Annotated in this window: 11 protein-coding genes; 2 read left to right on the top strand and 9 right to left on the bottom strand. The window is 65.4% G+C overall.

What is annotated here, in order from left to right; translation table 11 throughout:
* Positions 1–116 precede the first annotated feature (116 nt).
* The 9 genes from ACK41V_RS03335 to apbC form a co-directional block, all read right to left on the bottom strand.
* Positions 117–746, bottom strand: coding sequence for a molecular chaperone (locus ACK41V_RS03335; RefSeq protein WP_409777786.1), 630 nt, complete (start codon positions 744–746; stop codon positions 117–119).
* Positions 743–2,824, bottom strand: a complete 2,082-nt coding sequence (locus ACK41V_RS03330) for a 4Fe-4S binding protein (RefSeq protein WP_409778011.1) — start codon at positions 2,822–2,824, stop codon at positions 743–745. The genes ACK41V_RS03335 and ACK41V_RS03330 overlap by 4 nt, the downstream gene beginning before the upstream one ends.
* The gene (locus ACK41V_RS03325; protein WP_409777783.1) at positions 2,784–3,581 is read right to left on the bottom strand and encodes a DUF3306 domain-containing protein; all 798 of its coding nucleotides are present in this window, start codon (positions 3,579–3,581) and stop codon (positions 2,784–2,786) included. Before ACK41V_RS03325 ends, ACK41V_RS03330 begins: the two co-directional genes overlap by 41 nt.
* Complete coding sequence (locus ACK41V_RS03320; protein WP_409777780.1) at positions 3,574–4,155, bottom strand: DUF3305 domain-containing protein; 582 nt, start codon at positions 4,153–4,155, stop codon at positions 3,574–3,576. Before ACK41V_RS03320 ends, ACK41V_RS03325 begins: the two co-directional genes overlap by 8 nt.
* Positions 4,156–4,221: 66 nt before the next feature.
* Positions 4,222–7,119, bottom strand: coding sequence for a formate dehydrogenase subunit alpha (fdhF, locus tag ACK41V_RS03315; RefSeq protein ID WP_409777777.1), 2,898 nt, complete (start codon positions 7,117–7,119; stop codon positions 4,222–4,224).
* Complete coding sequence (locus tag ACK41V_RS03310; RefSeq protein ID WP_409777774.1) at positions 7,116–9,023, bottom strand: NAD(P)H-dependent oxidoreductase subunit E; 1,908 nt, start codon at positions 9,021–9,023, stop codon at positions 7,116–7,118. The genes fdhF and ACK41V_RS03310 overlap by 4 nt, the downstream gene beginning before the upstream one ends.
* Positions 9,024–9,204: 181 nt before the next feature.
* The gene (locus tag ACK41V_RS03305; RefSeq protein WP_409777771.1) at positions 9,205–10,152 is read right to left on the bottom strand and encodes a LysR substrate-binding domain-containing protein; all 948 of its coding nucleotides are present in this window, start codon (positions 10,150–10,152) and stop codon (positions 9,205–9,207) included.
* A gap of 57 nt (positions 10,153–10,209) precedes the next feature.
* Positions 10,210–11,289, bottom strand: coding sequence for a YhcG family protein (locus ACK41V_RS03300; RefSeq protein ID WP_409777769.1), 1,080 nt, complete (start codon positions 11,287–11,289; stop codon positions 10,210–10,212).
* An 82-nt stretch (positions 11,290–11,371) separates the two neighbouring features.
* Positions 11,372–12,463, bottom strand: coding sequence for an iron-sulfur cluster carrier protein ApbC (gene apbC, locus ACK41V_RS03295; RefSeq protein ID WP_409777767.1), 1,092 nt, complete (start codon positions 12,461–12,463; stop codon positions 11,372–11,374).
* A 119-nt stretch (positions 12,464–12,582) separates the two neighbouring features.
* Here apbC and ACK41V_RS03290 point away from each other — a divergent pair, with 119 nt between their 5' ends.
* Both ACK41V_RS03290 and ACK41V_RS03285 read left to right on the top strand, forming a co-directional pair.
* Positions 12,583–13,161, top strand: a complete 579-nt coding sequence (locus ACK41V_RS03290) for a restriction endonuclease (protein WP_409777764.1) — start codon at positions 12,583–12,585, stop codon at positions 13,159–13,161.
* 168 nt (positions 13,162–13,329) lie between these two features.
* Positions 13,330–14,592, top strand: a complete 1,263-nt coding sequence (locus ACK41V_RS03285) for a patatin-like phospholipase family protein (RefSeq protein ID WP_409777761.1) — start codon at positions 13,330–13,332, stop codon at positions 14,590–14,592.
* Positions 14,593–14,655 lie beyond the last annotated feature (63 nt).

The raw sequence follows: 14,655 nt of genomic DNA, 5'->3' as shown, positions 1-14,655 counted from the left end.
AACGGATTTCATACAGTCTATGTCAGTGTGTAAAACACTGCAATCGAGCTTTACACCTCCCACTAACTCACTCATCTTTTATAGCGTCCGCATCAGGGTTTCTGCGGACGCCACGGTCACTCCAACATGTCGAAGCCCTGGGCTTCCACCGACACGAAAGCCCGCGTGAACTGGGCCACTGCAGCATAAAAGCGTGCGTGCGGATGTGCTCCGAGTGCATCGCACAACTGCAAAATCCAAGGCTGCAAATGCGTTGCAAAAAAGTCGCGCTGCCGTGTCAGGTTGCAGACAGCAACGTCATCCCCGGCGATCAGGTAACGCATGACCTCGCACAGGTACGCTACATGGTCTTCGGTCTCTGACATGGCCTCGTCGCGCGCAAGGCCCAGGCCATCCAGATCATTGCGAAGTCGCGCCAGTGGTTTCTCGTTCAAAAAACCACTCAGATAGTGCGACCCGTACAGATAAATCTCGGGCTTGCCCACCCCGCCAAACAAGCGGTCGAACTCGAGCGCAATGACGGCATCGCTCAGGTCACGGGCAGCGCCCACCAACACCTGCCAGGGCTCCTGCAAAAAGGCACCATCGGCCGGAGCCTCCGTCACCGCCACGCGCAATGCGGCCAACAGTTCTGCGCTGGGCACCGCGTAGTAAAGCTGCGACAACACCCCATACAGCTCTGCCCGCGCGGTTTCTTCATCCAGGGCCGAACTGCCCGGCGGGATCAGGGAAGGGTTGGCGCTCACAGGTCGGTCACTTTCGTTTCGCTTTGGGAGGAATACAGATCAATCACGCGGCAGTCGCTGCACATCTTCAGGCGCTCCAGCGCGTCGCCCTGAAACATGGCATGGCCCGAGAGCTTGCCCAGCATGGCTTCGATGGCCTTGACGGTGCCAAAGGGCTTGCTGCAGCGTATGCAGGCCCAGGGCTTGGCCTCGTTGAGCACGCGCAACTGTGCGCGCTCGGGGCTCAAGAGCAAACGGGGTTGCAGGGTGATCGCGTCTTCCGGGCACGTGGTGGCACACAGGCCACACTGCACGCAGTTCTTTTCGATGAAACGCAGCTGGGGCAGCTGTGGGTTGTCCTGCAGCGCACTGGCGGGGCAGGCGCTCACGCAGCTCAGGCACAGCGTGCAGCGGTCTTTGTTGACCTCGATGGCGCCCAGGGGCGATCCCACAGCGGGCAAGGCGATGGCCTGGGGCCGCTCGGCCATGGGCATCGGGGCCTGCTCAATGAGGTGGTCCAGCGCCATCTCCAGCGTGCTGCGCTTTTCCTGCGCCACGGCAAAACGGGCGGCCACCGCAGGCGTCTTCTGACGGGTCTGGCCCAGGGTCTGCAATGCGGCGTCCAGGTCGGTCGGGTTCGAAGCCCGCAGCAGCTGCACATGCGTGCCCGTGTAGCCCAGACCGCGCAAAAGGCTCTGCGCCACATCCATCTGCGCCTGCAGGCCATCAAGGTACTGCGGCGCTTCTTCATGTGTCGCCAGCACCACCACCTGCGAGGCGCCGTAGGCCACGGCGCTAAGCCACAGATCCACGCCCGTGCTGGCTGTGTGCCACAGCGCCACCGGGATCACGTTGGCGGGCACGCCGTGCGCCAGTTTCAACTGCGCGGCACGGCCCAGTTCTTCCACCAGCGCCTGACCGCGCTCCTGGCTGTGCAGCAACAGCACGGCATCCTTGCCGCCTGCGGCGGTGTAGGTGGACAACAGCGTTTTAATCTTGGTGCCCTGCTCCGTCGCGCTGGGGTAGGCATAGGTCAGCGCGCCCGTGGGGCACACGGTGGTGCAGGCGCCGCAGCCCACGCACAGGTTGGGGTTCACCTTGATTTGCTGGCGGCTCTTGTCGCTGGCAATGGCCTCGGCCGAGCAGATGTCTACGCAGGCATTGCAGCCTACGGTTTCGTTGCGGCTGTGGGCGCAGAGCTTTTGTTTGTAGACAAAAAACTTGGGCTTTTCGAACTCGCCCACCAGCTCGCGCAGCTTGAGCAGCGTGGACATATCACCACCATCACGGCGCCCGTCCCAGCGAAAGTACCCCTGAGGCACCGCATGCTGCAAGAAGGTGGGCGTGGCGGTAGCCGCGCGCAGGTCCAACACGAGGTCAAAGCGCTCTTGCTGCACAGCCGCTTCGCGCGTGAAATCGATGGCACCGGCCACCTGGCACACCTTCACGCAGTCGCGGTGCGAACTGCAGGCCGCCATGTCGATCTGGTAATCAAGGCCAATGGCGTTCTCGGGGCAAGCCGCCACACAGGCGTTGCAGCGCGTGCACAGATCGAGGTCGATGGGGTTGTCGGCCTTCCACTGCAGCTCAAACGCGCCCAGCCAACCCGTGAGGCCCGTGATGCGCCCGCCCAGCACCGGAAAACGCCGGGCCTGCGCACCGCCCGCATTGCCGGGGCCTTGGGTGAACAGCGTCACATCCAGCACCTCGGACACCAGTGCGGCCGCCTGCTCGGCCTGGTCCAGCGGCCCAATGATGAGCAAGCGGCCTGTGCTTTTATAGGTGACCGTGGGCACGGGCGGCGGCTCGGGCAAATGCGCGGCGGCCAGCAGTGCGGCGATCTTGGGGCTGGCCTTGTCAGCGTCGCGGCTCCAGCCCCCGGTTTCGCGGATGTTCACAAACCGGATGGGGGACACCGCACCTTCGGTCTGTTGGCCCAGGTCGGCGAACAGGCGTTGCTCTTGCGTGCAGGCCACCACCACCTGATCGCCCGACCGGATGGCTTTTTGGTAGGCCCCCGCATCGCGCCGACACAGGGTGGAGTGGAGGGTCAGGTCTTCATGCAGTGCCGCGCCCAACGCCTTCGCGTTGAGGGGCATCGTCTGGTTGCAGTCGCAGATGAGCGTCGTGGTCATGTTCTGTGTGGCTGGCTGGCATGGCCACCGCATCCCCTGGGGAGCCGGTAACCAGCGCAAGCTCGCTGGAGGGGTCGCTAGGAATAGCGTTGCATACCTCGGACTGTGCCACGTCTGAGCGCGTTTCTTCCTCCGCATCATCCCGAGGCTGAGCAACAGCAGGGGCTATTGCATTTACGTCTGGCTGAGTGTGTGCCACAGGGTCAGCACCCACATCCAGAGCAACGCCATCCGTCGCCCCCACGGTCGATGCTGCAGCCTCGGCCTTCTTTTCGTGGTCAAAAAACCCCAAGGCGTGGGCGCTGGTCATTTTGCGCAACATGCCTTCGGGCAGCGGGTCGGGCTGGGTGTAGTCGCCGATGTAGATGTCCAGGCCATCCATCACATTGAAGTGCGGATCGGAAAAAAGCTTCTTCATGGCCAGGTTGCGCACTTCAGGCGCAACATCGTGGGCCACAAAGGCCTTGAAGTCGGATGTTGGGGTCAGCGCCTGGGCATCGGCCAAAGTGGGCGGCGGTGCCTCTGCCGGGGCGGCGGCCTCGGGTGCGGCGCCTGCCGCGCTGCCGGGCGCGACGGCAGAGGAAGACGCTGGCGCCATCGAAGGCCCCACCGACGGGGACGACGCGAGGGGTGGCACCGGCGTTGGCGGTTCTTCCACCGGTTTGCCCTCACGCACCTCCTGCTTGCGGCGCGACCAGCGGCCCAGAAATCCGTCAGCCATGGCCACCTCCGCCTGCGTTTCCGCCACCGCCACCTCCACCACCGCCCCGCTGCTTTTCGGTGGACACCGATGCGGGGTTTCCAAACCGGTCCTGCAGCGTGCGGAAGCTGTCGGGCCGCTTACGGCGCTTGGGTTCGGGCTGGTAGTGCTCGTCGACAAAGGCTTGCATGGCTTGCACCACTTCAGGCGCTGCGGGCACCTGCTCCACGGTTTCCTGCGCGTCCAGCCAGCGGCCCGCGTCGTGGTAACTCAAGCTCACCGCCACGGGGCGGGCCAGCGGGATCTCGCCCGTGCCGGTGTCTTCGTCGCGGCGCCACATCACAAACCAGCAGGGGGCTTGTGAGGTGAGGTTCAGGCTGTAGCCCTCTGCATCGTCACGAAACAGCTCGGCGCGGAACCCCGGAAACAGCCAGCGCTGTTCGCGCTCGTCGTTGATGATCTGGCGCGGCTCGGTGCCAAAGGTGGGCTGGTTGATCACCACCTCGGCCAGCGACCAGCGCCAGGGCTGCCAGCGGTTGTCAGTGTGCTCGCACCGCATGATCACGGCAACGTCGGTGTAGGGGCGCTCAGTCATGGGCGCAGACTTTACCCCGGCGCAGGGCCAGTGGCGGCAATGCCCGCAAAGCCCCTCTGCGCACGGTCAGCTTGCAATGCCTTCCAGCACCTCCACCGCCACCGCGCAGTACTTGAACTCCGGGATCTTGCCAAACGGGTCCAGTGCCGCGTTGGTCAGCAGATTGGCCGCTGCCTCCACATACGCAAACGGCATGAACACCGTGCCACGCGGCGTGCCGTCGTCGCGTCGCACGCGCACCTGCAGCATGCCGCGCCGCGAGCGGATGCCCACCAGCGCCCCGGGCGCCACGCCCAGCCGCGCCAGTTCGTCGCCATGCAGCGACGCGGTGGCCATGGGCTCGATGGCGTCCAGCACGGTGCTGCGCCGCGTCATGCTGCCCGTGTGCCAGTGCTCCAGCTGGCGGCCGGTGATGAGCACCAGGGGGTAGTCGGCATCGGGCTTTTCGGCCGCCGGTATCACGCTGGCAGGCACCAGTTGCAGGCGGCCCGTGGGCGTGGGGAATTTTTCAGTGAAGACGATGGGCTGTCCCGGGTCGTCCGCCGTGAGGCAGGGGTAGGTCACGCTCGAATCACGCTCCAGCCGGTCCCAGGTGATGCCCTCGATGCTGGCATGCATGGCCTGGCGCATTTCGTCGTACACCGCGGCTACGCCAGACTCTTCGCCTTCGTAGTTCCAGTCGAGGCCCATCCGCGCCGCAAGTTGCTGAATGATCCACAGATCCGGCTGCGCATCACCCGGCGGGTTCAACGCGCGGCGGCCCATCTGCACCATGCGGTCGGTGTTGCTGGCCGTGCCGGTCTTTTCGGGCCAGGCGCTGGCGGGCAGCACCACGTCGGCCAGCCAGGCGGTTTCGGTCATAAAGATGTCCTGCACCACCAGGTGCGACAGGCTGGCCAGCGCGTGGCGCGCGTGGTTCAGGTCGGGGTCGCTCATGGCGGGGTTCTCGCCCATGATGTACATGCCGCGCACCTTGTGGGGGTCGCTGTCGTCGGCCAGGGCCTTGTGCATGATCTCGACCACCGTATAGCCCGGCGCATCATCCAACTGGGTGCCCCAGAAGTCCTCGAACCAGGCATGCGCGCCCGCGTTGTCTACGCGCTGGTAGTTGGGGAACATCATGGGGATCAGGCCCGCGTCGCTGGCGCCCTGCACGTTGTTCTGGCCGCGCAGCGGGTGCAGGCCCGAGCCCGGCTTGCCGATCTGGCCGGTGACAGCGCACAGCGCGATCAGGCAGCGTGCGTTGTCGGTGCCGTGCACGTGCTGGCTGATGCCCATGCCCCACAAAATCATCGAGGCTTTGCTTTTTGCAAACGCGCGCGCCACCTCGCGCAGCGTCTCGGCCGGGATGCCGCACACCGGGGCCATGGCCTCTGGGCTGCAGCCCATCACGTTGGCCTTGAGCGCCTCAAAGTTGTTGGCGCGGTCGCGGATGAAGGCCTCATCCACCAGGCCTTCGTCGATCACTGTGTGGATCAGTGCGTTGAGCATGGCGACGTCGGTGTCGGCCTTGAACTGCAGCGTGCGCCAGGCGTGGCGGCCGATGTCCGTGATGCGCGGGTCGGCCAGCACGATCTTCGCGCCGCGCTGTGCAGCGTTTTTCATCCACGTGGCGGCCACGGGGTGGTTGGCCGTGGGGTTGGAGCCGATCACGAAGATCAGCTCGGCATGCTCCACGTCGTGCACCGGGTTGCTCACCGCGCCCGAGCCCACGCCTTCGAGCAACGCGGCCACGCTGGAGGCGTGGCACAGCCGCGTGCAGTGGTCCACGTTGTTGCTGCCAAAGCCGGTGCGCACCAGCTTCTGGAACAGGTAGGCCTCTTCGTTGCTGCCCTTGGCCGAACCAAAGCCCGCCAGCGCCTTGGGGCCGTGCGCATCGCGCAGGCCTTTCAGCGTGCCCGCAGCGAGGTCCATCGCCTCCTCCCAGCTCGCTTCGCGGAAGGTGTCGCGCCAGTCGGCTCCGTAGGGGCGCACCTCTTTGGGCACACCGGGTTTGCGGATCAGCGGCAGCGTCAGGCGGTCGGCGTGGTGGGCGTAGTCGAAACCAAAGCGCCCTTTCACGCACAGGCGCCCATGGTTGGCCGGGCCGTCGCGGCCTTCGACGCTGATGATTTTTTCATCGCGCACGTTGTAGGTGATGAGGCAACCCACGCCGCAGAACGGGCAGACTGAATCGACCTTGCGGTCCACGGCCTGCGGGCCGATGTGGGTCTTGGGGCTGAGCGCGCCGGTGGGGCAGGCCTGCACACATTCGCCGCAGGCCACGCAGGTGCTCTCGGCCATGGGGTCGTCGAGGTCGAACACGATCTTGGATTCGGCGCCGCGCAGCGCGTAGCCGATCACGTCGTTGACCTGTTCTTCGCGGCAGGCGCGCACGCAGCGGTTGCACTGGATGCAGGCGTCCAGGTTCACGGCCATGGCCGGGTGGCTCAGATCGGGCGCGGGCTGCTCGCGGCGCAGGGCCTTGAGCGCCGGGCGCACCGAGACGCCCAGGCGATCCGCCCATTCGCTCAGCTCGCCGTGTTGGCCTATCGTTTCTGGATTTTTTAAGTCAAATTGGCCTCTAGCGCTTGATGGATAAGCGCTACCAGCTATCAATTCAGGAGTTTTCGCATTTTCGTCGTTCCACCGGTATCCGACATCCGGCATGTCCGACAGCAGCATCTCCACCACCATCTGCTGGCTTTTGCGGGCGCGCGGGCTGGCCGCCAACACCTTCATGCCGTCGGTGGGCGCGCGGCAGCAGCTGGGGGCCAGCGTGCGCTCGCCCGCAATCTCGACCACGCAGGCGCGGCAGTTGCCGTCGGGGCGCAGGCCGTCGGTATAGCAAAGGTGGGGAATGTCCACGCCGTGGCGCTGCGCGGCTTTCAGAATGGTCTCGCCGAGGTGCGCGGTGACAGGCTGGCCGTCCAGCTCGAAGGCCACGCCGGGCTGCACTGCGGCAGAGGTCAACACGGCGCTCATGGCTTCAACCCTCCAGGCAGTTGCTCGGTGAGCGGGCTGTTGCGCGGCCTGGGCAAATCACCCGGCCACGGCGCCTCACCCACCTCGTGCGGAAAATATTTGTGGATGCAGCGAATGGGGTTGGGCGCCGCCTGCCCCAGGCCGCAAATCGATGCGTCGGCCATCACCTGCGCCAGGTCATCGAGCAGTTCTTCATCCCACAGCGGCGCCTCCATCAACGCCGCAGCCTTGGCCGTGCCCACGCGGCACGGTGTGCACTGGCCGCAGCTTTCGTGTTCAAAAAAGCGCATGACATTCAGCGCCGCGTCGCGCGCGCGGTCGTGCTGGCTGAGCACGATGACGGCGGCCGAGCCGATGAAGCAGCCGTAGGGCTGCAGGGTGTCGAAGTCGAGTGGAATCTGGTTGAGGCTGGCGGGCAGGATGCCGCCCGAGGCGCCGCCGGGCAGGTAGGCATAAAGCTGGTGGCCGTCCAGCATGCCACCGCAGTATTCGTCGATGAGTTCCTGCACCGTGATGCCTGCGGGCGCAAGCTTGACGCCAGGGTGCTTCACGCGCCCGCTCACGCTGAAGCTGCGCAGCCCCTTGCGGCCGTGGCGGCCAAAGCTGGCAAACCACTGCGGCCCGCGCTCGACGATGTCGCGCACCCAGTACAGCGTCTCGAAGTTGTGTTCCAGCGTGGGCCGACCGAACAGTCCCACCTGCGCGATGTAGGGCGGGCGCATGCGGGGCTCGCCGCGTTTGCCTTCGATGCTCTCGATCATGGCCGACTCTTCGCCGCAGATGTACGCGCCCGCGCCCCGGCGCAGTTCGATGTGTGGCAGCGGGCATGGCGGCTCGGCGCGAAGGTCGTCGAGCGCCGCTTGCAGTAGTGCGCGGCAGCCGTGGTATTCGTCGCGCAGGTAGATGTAGATCGCCTCGGTGCCCACCACCTGGGCGGCGATGAGCACGCCTTCCAGAAAGCGGTGCGGGTCGCGCTCCAGATACGTGCGGTCTTTGAAGGTGCCGGGCTCGCCCTCGTCAATGTTGACGGCCATCAGGCGCGGGGCGGGTTGGTCGCGCACGATGCGCCACTTTCGCCCGGCCGGAAAGCCCGCGCCGCCCAGTCCGCGCAGGCCCGAGTTTTCCATGGCCGAAAGCACGGCCTCGGCATCCATTTCGCCATTGACCAGCGCGGCCGCCGTCTGATAACCACCATGGGCGCGGTAGATGGCGAGGTCGGTGTGGGCGGGGCTGGTCCCGTCCGGCTGAGCGGGCACGCTCTTCTCCGCCAACGCTGCAATATCAAAATTGATAGCTGCTAGCGCTTGTGGATGAAGCGCTAGAGCCCGATTTGGCTTCAAATTGACCGCCTCTAGCACCGTATCCACCGTGGCGTGTGGCACGGGGCACTGGTGCACCACGGCCACAGGCGCCTGCTCGCAGCGGCCCACGCAGGGCACGGCCACCACCTGCACATCGCCCTGCCCTGCGGTGCGCAGGCGCTCGGGCAACTGGGCCAGCAATTCGCGTGCGCCCGCCAGACTGCAACTCAGGCTGTCGCACACGCGCAGCACCAGGCGCGGGGCCACGGCATCCTCGCCGCGAACGATGTCGAAGTGGTGATAGAAACTGGCCACCTCATACACCTCGGCCATGGGCACATTCATCTGCTTGGCCAGCGCCACCAAGTGCCGGTCGCGCAGCACGCCGAAATGGTCGTTCAGACGGTGCAGAAATTCAATGAGCAGGTCGCGCCGAAAGCCCTCCGCCGGGCGCGGGCCCAGCAGCTGCGCCACCTCGGCCATCGCGGCGTCTTCCGGCTGGCGGCCCTTGAGGCGGCTTTTGCGGCGGATGCGCTCGCGCATGTCGTCCACAGACACGGCAGCGACGACGGCTGCGGCAGGGGCTTCTGGAGCAAGGTGCATGGGGTGTTTGTTTTTTGTATGAAGGCATCTGCATAGGCAGACGCGCCGCCGCAGTGTCAATCACGGCCACTGCGCGCGTCAAATTGCTGATGCACATGGGGCGATCACAAAAACAAATGAAACGGCGTGAAAGTCTTCGTCGCGCAAATGAGCCACAGCGCCCAACCGACGCCTTTGGCCGTCAACCCGCAGCCAACAACCCGCTGTGCGCCGTGGCGTGCCGCAGCCAGTCCGCGTCCTGCGCCAAGGCCAGTGCCGCGTCGAGCGCCCGCGTGGGCTGCACCTGCCGGTGCGACATGAAACCGATGGGTGTGGTCAGCACGGGGCCGACCAGCGGCAGCGCCTGAAGCCCGTCATGTCCACGCACCGCGTCAACCAGCGCACCGGGCAACACACTGCACAGCTCGCCCGCCACCACGCTCAAAGCCAGGGTCAGCACCGAATCGGTTTCCATGGCGGGCAACACCGTGGCGCCCGCACTGCGAAAGGCGCCATCGACCAAGCTGCGGTTGTGCATCTCGGGGGTGAGCAGGCACAGCGGCAGGCGTGCAGCGTCGGCCCAAGGCATGGGCGCGCCGATCTGCAAACCGCGCGCCGTGGCGGCAGGCGCGCGGCGCAGCAGAAAGTAGTGCTCCACATACTGCGGCCAAGCACGCAATGGCCCGCCGCGCGCGGGCATGCGCTCGGTGTAGCCCAGCGCCAGGTCCAACGAAATGTTCTCCAGCCCCGCCTCCAGCGCTTGCGAGCTCATCGACAGCGCCACCGGCACGATGCCCGGGTGCCGCGCCTGCAACCGCGCCGCAAACCGCGCCAGGATGGGCATGGCCGTGGGCACGGCGCCCAGACGCAACGTGCCACGCGGGTGGGCCGCGTCACTGCTCAAATCCTGCTGCAGCACCTGGTGTTCGTGCAGCATGCGCTGGGCCGTGGCCAGCACGCGTTCGCCCTCGGGCGTAAAGCCCTCGAAACTGCGGCCCCGGCGCACCACGACCACGCCAAACTCTTTCTCCAGTGCACGCAGCGCGTTGGACAGCGCTGGCTGGGTGATGTGGCAGGCCTGGGCGGCGCGGCCAAAGTGGCGATGCTCGTGCAGCGCCACGAGGTAGCGCAGGGAGGCGAGCAGGTTCATGGCAGATGAATTTTTGACATTTTGGGCTGTAGCGCTTATGTATCAAGCGCCAATAGCTCATTTTTCAGGAGCAACAACATGCTCATTGCCGTCCGACACCGAGGAGCCACTCGCCAGTTCGCGTTCGATCTGTTCGATGCTGGGCAGGCTGGTTTGCAGTTCTTCAGGCAAGGATTCGAGTAGCTTGTATTCGGCAACGCCCATGGGCTGGGATTTGTCGCCCAACGCGTACTCCGCCACCACCTTGTTCTTGGTCTTGCACAGCAAAAGGCCGATGGTGGGGTTGTCGTGCTCGCTCTTGATCTGGCGATCCACGGCAGTGAGGTAGAAACCCAGTTGACCCAGATGCTCGGGCTTGAACTTGCCGCCCTTGAGTTCAATCACTACATAGCAGCGCAGCTTGAGGTGATAGAACAGCAGGTCGATGAAAAATTCGTCGCCGCCCACGTCCAGCAACACCTGCCGGCCCACAAAGGCAAAGCCCGCGCCCAGTTCCAGCAAGAATTCGGTGACGTGTTTGACCAAGGCATGCTCGACCTCGCGTTCGTGAGCCTCTCCGGTCAGGCCCAAAAAATCGAAACGGTACGGGTCCTTGATGGATTCGCGCGCCAGATCAGACTGCGGCTTCGGCAACGTGACGGGAAAGTTGGTGACTGCGGCCCCCGTTCGCTCCAGCAAGCGCGATTCGATCTGCATGACCAGCACGTTGCGCGACCAGTTGTGCTCAACAGCTTTGGCCGCATACCACTTGCGGGTCCCAGGTCCTGGCAGCTTGTCCAGCAACGCCAATTGGTGGTACCAGGGCAATTGTGCAAGCACCTCTTGCACAAATGTCTCGTCCGGCCAGCTCTCGGCAAACGCGCGCATGTACTTGAGGTTGCGCGGAGAAAACCCCTTCATCTCCGGAAACGCCGCACGCAAATCCAGCGCCAGCCGCTCGATCACCTTGGCGCCCCAGCCCTGCGCCGCCTGGCGCTGCAGGATATCCCGCCCGATCTGCCAGTACAGCAGCACCAGCTCGCGGTTGACCGCCAGTGTGGCCCGCTGCTGGGCGCTGTGGATGCGCCCCTTCAGGTCGGCCAGCCAATCGGCGTAGCCTGCGGGGGGATCGGTCAGGCCAACAGGCTTTTCGCTCATGGCTGCATTTTTGAGTGTTTTTGGCCTCTAGCGCTTATCCATCAAGCGCCACAAGCTATATTTTCAATAGCAATCGACCTTCTCAGGTGTTCTTGCTGATCGAGATCGTCGGGAACTTGCTCGAAAAGTCCTTGGCCTGCTGCGCGATCTTCACCGCCACATCCCGCGCCACCTTCTTGTAGATCTTGGCCACGTCGCCGTCCGGGTCGGCCACCACCGTGGGCTTGCCGCTGTCGGCCTGCAGGCGGATGCTCATATCGAGCGGCAGCGCGCCCAGGTAGTCCATGTTGTATTCGGCCGCCATCTTCTTGCCGCCGTCGGCGCCAAAGATGTGCTCGACCTGGCCGCAGTTGCTGCACACATGCACCGCCATGTTCTCGACGATGCCCAGGATGGGAACGCCCACCTTTTCGAACATCTTGATGCCCTTCTTGGCATCCAGCAGCGCGATGTCTTGCGGGGTGGTCACGATGACCGCGCCAGTCATGGGCACGCGCTGGCTCAGGGTGAGCTGGATGTCACCGGTGCCAGGGGGCATGTCGATGATGAGGTAGTCGAGGTCTTTCCAGTTGGTCTGGCGCAGCAGCTGCTCCAGCGCCTGGGTGGCCATGGGGCCGCGCCAGATCATGGCTTCGTCCTGGTCCACCAGAAAACCGATGGACATGACCTGCACGCCGTAGTTCTCCAGCGGCTCCATGGTCTTGCCGTCGTCGCTCTCAGGCCGGCGGTTGATGCCCAGCATCATGGGCTGGCTGGGGCCGTAGATGTCGGCGTCGAGCACGCCCACGCTGGCACCTTCGGCGGCCAGGGCCAAGGCCAGGTTGGCAGCGGTGGTACTTTTGCCCACGCCACCCTTGCCCGAGGCCACGGCGATGATGTTCTTGACTTGGGGCAACAGCTGCACGCCGCGCTGCACGGCGTGTGCCAATACTTTGGTGGTGATGTTGACCGAGACGTTGTCGACCCCCGCCACGCCCTTGGCCGCGGCCACCAGGTTGCGGCGCAGCTCGGGCACCAGGCTTTTGGCGGGGTAACCCAGTTCGACGTCAAAAGCCACGTCGCCACCGGTGATCTGCAGGTTGCGCAGCGCGCGGCTGCTGACGAAATCTTTGCCCGTATGCGGGTCCAGCACGGTGGAAAGTGCGGCCAAGAGGCCTTGTTCGGTGACTGCCATTCAAATAACTCCTGTGGGGCAGGTAGTCTATCCAAGCGCTCAGACCTCGGCGCCTGAAGGACAATGCGCACGCTTTGCCGCGCGATCCCAGCGCCGCCACCCGAAAGAAAAGGACCCCCGTGAAATTCAAGATGGCCGAGAAATCCCTGTTTGCCGTGCTGCTGCGCTCGCCATGGTGGATCAGCTTTGGGGTGGTGGGCCTCATCACGCTGGCATCGGGCGTGCTGCTGCCCAAGGAATATTTTGTGGTCGGCGCGCTGGCCGGGTTTCCGATTTTTGTGGTGGGCTGTATCGCCGCATGGCGACAGCTGCGCGCACCCAGCCCGGCCAAGGTGGCCGAGATGCTGGATGCCGTCAACAGCATGCCCTGGCGCAGCTTTGCCGACACGCTGGAGTCCGCATGGACGCGTGAGGGCTGCACTGTGGAGCGCCTGAAACCCGGCGGTGCCGCCGACATGGCCCTGATCCTGGGCGGCAAAACCACGCTGGTCAGCGCCCGCCGCTGGAAGGCCGCCACCCATGGCGTGGAGCCGCTGCGCGAGCTGCACGCAGCCATGCAGGCACGCGACGCATCTGCGGGTGTGTATGTGATGACCCAGGGGCAGCTCAGCGACACCGCCCGCACCTTTGCCAGCGACCACAGCATTGCGGTGCTGCAGGATGAAGGCGTGGCGCGGTTGTTGTTGAGCCAACGGTAGCCGGGGCCGACAGCGCGTTGTAGGGCTATCTAGCGCCCTCCATCGCCTACCCTCGCCGCCTTCGCGCATCTTCGGGTTTTCCCACATGGTGCGGCGCAGGCGGCCCTCCACACTTGGGGCGTTGCCTGCTGCTCTTCTACTTGCCCGCCCTGCCTGCCCCGCTTGCCGATGTCTTCCAACGACCGCACCGACACCCCTCCCTCGGCCTCCAAAACGCCCGCCACCGGCCTGCTGCTGACCGGCGGTGGCGCCCGCGCCGCCTACCAGGTGGGCGTGCTGGAGGCCATTGCCGACCTTCGCAATGCCTGCGGAGAGGGCGGCGGGCCCAACCCCTTTCCCATCATCACCGGCACGTCCGCCGGGGCCATCAACGCCGCCGCGCTGGCCTGTGGCGCCGACAACTTCGACCGCGCGGTGCGCCGCATCGCCCGCGTGTGGCGCCAGTTCCACGCCCACCATGTGTATGGCGCCGACTCGCTCAGTGTGATGCGCAGCGGTGCGCGCTGGCTCACGCTGGTGTCGATGGGCTGGGCCCTGGCGCGGTGGCGGCGCATGCGTCCGCGTTCGCTGCTGGACAACGCCCCGCTTGAAAAATTGCTGGTCAAGATGGTGCCGCTGGTGCGCCTGCCAGGGCTGATCCGCAAAGGACACCTCACGGCGCTGGCGGTGACGGCATCGAGCTACAGCTCCGGCGAACACGTCACTTTTTTTGAAGCGGCCACCCCCGTCAAGCCCTGGGTGCGGTCACAACGCAAGGCGGCCAGCGACCGCATCACGCACGAGCATTTGCTGGCCTCGTCGGCCATTCCCTTCATCTTTCCGGCCAAAGGCATCACCATCGACGGCCATGTCGAATACTTTGGCGACGGCTCCATGCGCCAATCGGCGCCCATCGCACCCGCCATTCACCTGGGGGCCGAACGCATTGTGGTGATCGGCGCGGGCCGCATGCACGAGCCCAAGGGCGATGCCGCCGCCAACCCCACGGCCACCTACCCCACGCTGGCGCAGATTGCGGGGCACGCGCTGTCCAACATCTTTCTGGATGCGCTGGCGGTGGACGTGGAGCGCGTGCAGCGCGTCAACCAGACGCTCACCCTGATCCCCGAAGAAAAGCGCCTGCACAGCGCGCTGCGCCCCATTGAGCTGCTGGTGATCGCGCCCTCGCAACGGCTCGATGCCGTGGCCGCGCGCCACGTGGGCGACCTGCCACGCCCCGTGCGCGCCATGCTGGGCGCCCTGGGCGTCACGTCCAACATGGCCGATGTGCGCGGGGCCGCACTGGCCAGCTACCTGCTGTTTGAGGCCAGCTACACACAAGAGCTGATCGCCCTGGGCCGGGCCGACACCCTGGCCATGCGGGCAGAGGTGTGCCGATTTTTTGGCTGGACGGACAGCGGCGCAGAAGTGCAGATACGGAACCACAGTTAAAGGCTGCGCCGCTGCGCGCTGCCGTTGCCGTTGCGGCAGGTGTGGTGCTGCCCTTTGCGAGTC

This window comes from Acidovorax sp. (assembly GCF_046291265.1).
Taxonomy (GTDB): domain Bacteria; phylum Pseudomonadota; class Gammaproteobacteria; order Burkholderiales; family Burkholderiaceae_C; genus Acidovorax.
The sequence above is the reverse complement of the archived record's forward strand: the minus strand, read 5'-3'. Positions and strand labels throughout refer to the sequence as shown.

Coding starts and splice junctions, on each gene's coding strand:
- ACK41V_RS03310 (WP_409777774.1), bottom strand. CDS start 9,023: ATGCACCTTGCTCCAGAAGCCCCTGCCGCAGCCGTCGTCGCTGCCGTG.
- ACK41V_RS03325 (WP_409777783.1), bottom strand. CDS start 3,581: ATGGCTGACGGATTTCTGGGCCGCTGGTCGCGCCGCAAGCAGGAGGTG.
- ACK41V_RS03285 (WP_409777761.1), top strand. CDS start 13,330: ATGTCTTCCAACGACCGCACCGACACCCCTCCCTCGGCCTCCAAAACG.
- fdhF (WP_409777777.1), bottom strand. CDS start 7,119: ATGAGCGCCGTGTTGACCTCTGCCGCAGTGCAGCCCGGCGTGGCCTTC.
- ACK41V_RS03330 (WP_409778011.1), bottom strand. CDS start 2,824: ATGCCCCTCAACGCGAAGGCGTTGGGCGCGGCACTGCATGAAGACCTG.
- apbC (WP_409777767.1), bottom strand. CDS start 12,463: ATGGCAGTCACCGAACAAGGCCTCTTGGCCGCACTTTCCACCGTGCTG.
- ACK41V_RS03320 (WP_409777780.1), bottom strand. CDS start 4,155: ATGACTGAGCGCCCCTACACCGACGTTGCCGTGATCATGCGGTGCGAG.
- ACK41V_RS03300 (WP_409777769.1), bottom strand. CDS start 11,289: ATGAGCGAAAAGCCTGTTGGCCTGACCGATCCCCCCGCAGGCTACGCC.
- ACK41V_RS03305 (WP_409777771.1), bottom strand. CDS start 10,152: ATGAACCTGCTCGCCTCCCTGCGCTACCTCGTGGCGCTGCACGAGCAT.